At 56.2% G+C, this 3,222-nt stretch carries 5 protein-coding genes; 1 reads left to right on the plus strand and 4 read right to left on the minus strand.

Annotated features, from left to right (window positions below):
- The 3 genes from CLR69_RS22760 to CLR69_RS22770 form a co-directional block, all read right to left on the minus strand.
- Positions 1-125: SMR family transporter (locus CLR69_RS22760; protein ID WP_242451682.1), on the minus strand; the 125-nt coding region annotated here is incomplete at its 3' end.
- A gap of 66 nt (positions 126-191) precedes the next feature.
- The gene (gene mbeA / locus CLR69_RS23480) at positions 192-1,685 is read right to left on the minus strand and encodes a plasmid mobilization relaxase MbeA (protein ID WP_045265544.1); all 1,494 of its coding nucleotides are present in this window, start codon (positions 1,683-1,685) and stop codon (positions 192-194) included.
- Positions 1,675-1,998 (minus strand): MobC family plasmid mobilization relaxosome protein, encoded by a 324-nt coding sequence (locus CLR69_RS22770; RefSeq protein WP_004193914.1) that lies wholly within the window; start codon positions 1,996-1,998, stop codon positions 1,675-1,677. The genes mbeA and CLR69_RS22770 overlap by 11 nt, the downstream gene beginning before the upstream one ends.
- A gap of 637 nt (positions 1,999-2,635) precedes the next feature.
- Between CLR69_RS22770 and CLR69_RS22785 the strand changes: the two genes are divergently transcribed.
- Positions 2,636-2,806, plus strand: coding sequence for a hypothetical protein (locus tag CLR69_RS22785; RefSeq protein ID WP_004193911.1), 171 nt, complete (start codon positions 2,636-2,638; stop codon positions 2,804-2,806).
- A 208-nt stretch (positions 2,807-3,014) separates the two neighbouring features.
- Here CLR69_RS22785 and CLR69_RS22795 read toward each other — a convergent pair.
- A partial coding sequence (locus tag CLR69_RS22795; protein WP_242451681.1) for an SMR family transporter occupies positions 3,015-3,222 on the minus strand: 208 nt, incomplete at its 5' end.

A 3,222-nucleotide genomic window follows, 5' to 3' on the forward strand; every position in this document is an offset into this window, starting at 1 on the left:
GCGCAATAACTTATTGCAGTTCCTACAGACGGCCACAGGCGTGTAAATCCTTCTGAATATTTCATAAAGATGGTGCCTATGACTTCAGCCACAATAGCCCCTCCCAGGAAAATATATGTATTCATAAAAATACCTCATGTTGAAAAATTTAAATATCTTTACATAACAACTAATTAATAGAACCCGGCTTATCATAGCGAAGGACCATGATGCTGCCACTGCGATCGTTCCAGCTCCAGCGCTTTCTGGTGCTGCACCGCCCGCTCCTGCTGCCGGTGAGTTTCTATCGCGTTCAGCCTTTCGACAACCGGCGCAGCTGCTCGCTCAAACTCTGCACCTGCCTGCTCAAGACCGTGACGCGCTCGTTCAGCGCCGCGTTCTCCCGTTGAATAAGACCAGACATCGTCCGCCATTCCGCGAAGGCGTTCTCCCACTCGTCCAGCCTTTTCGAGTAGTCCTGCTGTAGCTGCTCTAATGCGCTCAGCAACTGTTTTTCCAGCTCCGTCATGTGCTATTTCCCCGCCAGTATCATCCAGCTCGAGTCCTCTCCGAACTGTCCCGCTTCCGGGTTCACCCTCACGCAGCGGCGTCTCTGCTCGCCGCAGGTCGAGAGCTGTACGCCGCTGTTCCTCTCTGACAGCATGGCCTGCGTGCTCTTCTGCTCCCGGATGGTCGTATAGTTCTCGAGTATCTGCTGCCCCTGCCACCACAGAATGCCCGCGCTCGACGCTATCAGCAGCGCGGAGACCAGAACGATGGTCAGCCACGTCTGGCTGACCATGCGCAGCATCCCTTTCGTGCGCTGGCTCATGGCTGAGGACAGCTTCCGGTCGTGGTCGAGGATGGCGGCGCTGATTCTCTTCTCGCTTTCGCTCAGTTCCGCTCTGACAGACTTCTCGTGCTCGCTGAATGCGGCTTTCAGCATCTCGCCGGTAGTCTGCTGCTGCGCTTTCGATTTCTGCTCTAAGTCCTTCGCCAGCGTTAAAAGACTGTTCATAGATGGCTCCCTTCAGTCGGATGTTTCGCCCCCCGTCCGGGTCGGCAATGCTGATGCTGCTTTTTGTGGTGCGCACCACCTCAAAACCTGCGCTTTCCAGCGCCTCAGTGACGTCCTGACGCGTTTTCAGCTCCCCGGATGAGGCAAGGGCAAGCAGGCCGCTCGTAATCGCCTGGGCGGCTTCCTGCTTCGCTTCCGGCAGCGCGGAAGGCGAGACCAGCACCCGCCGGTTCTCCGGCGCGTTCGGGTCATGCAGCCCCAGCCTGCCGTTCACTATGGTCTGCCAGGCATCGATGCGCGGACGGTCGGCGCGGTCGTAATACGGCTGTAGCCGCTTGCCGGTCAGAAGCTCCGTGTTCGGGATCAGGAAGTTCAGCTCCAGCCGCCCCTTGTCCCGGTGCTCAACCCACAGCACGCTGTACTGGTCTTTATCGAGTCCGGGCATCAGAACCCGCTCGAAACTCGCCATCAGCTTTTCGCGCTGGCCGGGCGGTAAATCCTGTTCGGCAAAAGACAGAACGCCGGAAGTGTACTTTTTGGCGTAGGGCGAGGCGTCGATAAGCTCCCGGACTTCATCCGGCTTCCCCTGCAGAACGCTGGCGCCGTCGCGCTGGCGATCTTTACCCAGCAGATAATCGACCGGCCCGCCGCCGCCGCCGCGCCCCCGAGGATGAAACTTAACGATCATCATCAGCACCCTTTTCCAGTACGGCATGCCGCAACCGCTCGAGTCCGGCATCGATGGCCATCAGCGCGGCGACAATCTGCACGCGGTCGTGTCCGCTTCCACCACCGGCGTTAACCTGGCGGGCAATCTGGTTAAGGTTGTTCCCCATGCCGGCAAGCTGACGAAGCAGCGCCGGCGAGATCGACGGAAGTTTGCCGGCGCGTGCGGGCTTCTCGTCCAGGCACGTCTGCCGCATCCAGGCCGCGAGTTGCTTACCCTCGCAGCGCTCCAGCAGACGCCGGTGCTCGTCCTCAGTCACCCACATGGTGAGCATTTTGCTGCGTTTGTCTGCCAATCCGGCCTCCTGATAACGCCGGGACGGACGGGAAATCTTTTCCCGGTCGGCACGGTGTTGGACAAGCCGCAGACGCGGCAGTGGTTTTAGCGGGTTTCGGGGCGCAGCCCTGAACCAGTCACGTAGCGCTAGCGGAGTGTATACTGGCTAAACATGTTATGACGGAGTGGTAATTTATGAAAGTGCTTCATGTGACAGGGGAAAAATGCGGCTGCCGGGCGTAAGTGCAAAATGCAGGTGGTGATGAAATGACGCCTCCTCGCTCACTCGGTCGCTACGCTCCTGCCGTGAGACTGCGGCGGGCGTTACCAGCTCACAGATTACGGGATAAGCAAATGCCGCTCGAAGCAGGAAAGGCCAAGAAAAGGATGCGGAGTTGCCGTTTTTCCATAGGCTCCGCCCCCTGACGAGTATCACGAAAATGACGCTCAAATCAGCGGTGGCGAAACCCGATGCGGCTTAAAGATACCAGGCGTTTCCCCCTGGTGGCTCCCTCGTGCTCCCCCGCATTCCTGCCTTTCGGTTTACCGGTGTCATTCCGCTGTTATGGCCGCGGTTTCTCATTCCACGCCTGAAACTCGGTTCCGGGTAGGCAGTTCGCTCCAGGATGGACTGTATGCACGAACCCCCCGTTCAGTCCGACTACCACGCCCGTTCCGGTAACTATCAACTTGAGTCCAACCCGGAAAGACACGACAAATCGCCAGTGGCGGTAGCCATTGGTAACTGGGTTCACGGAGCAGAGATTGTAGAGAATGCCTACAGAGTTCTTGAAGTGAAAGCCTGAGTGCGGCTACACTGAAAGGACAGTTTAGGTATCTGCGCTCCGTGAAAGCCAGTTACCATCGGAACAAAGAGTTGGTAGCTCTGAATTCCGGCAAACGAACCACCGTTGGTAGCGGTGGTTTTTTTGTTTACAGGGAAAAAGATTACGCGCAGAAAGAAAGGATCTCAAGGAAATCCTTTTGCTTTGGCCAATATGCTTCGGTAAAAAGTTAATGCGCAGAAGATTTTGAAAAAATATTAATAACCAAAACTCCAACGCAAATAAGGAACATTCCTGCAATTGCGGGCCAATCAAGTTTTTGACCGCTAACCAACCAACCAGCTAGGCTTATTAGTACAATTCCCGCACCAGACCAAATTGCGTAAGCAATACCGGTAGGTATATTTTCCAATGTTTGGGAAAGCAGATAAAAGGCA

The organism is Pectobacterium zantedeschiae (assembly GCF_004137795.1).
Taxonomy (GTDB): Bacteria; Pseudomonadota; Gammaproteobacteria; order Enterobacterales; family Enterobacteriaceae; genus Pectobacterium; species Pectobacterium zantedeschiae.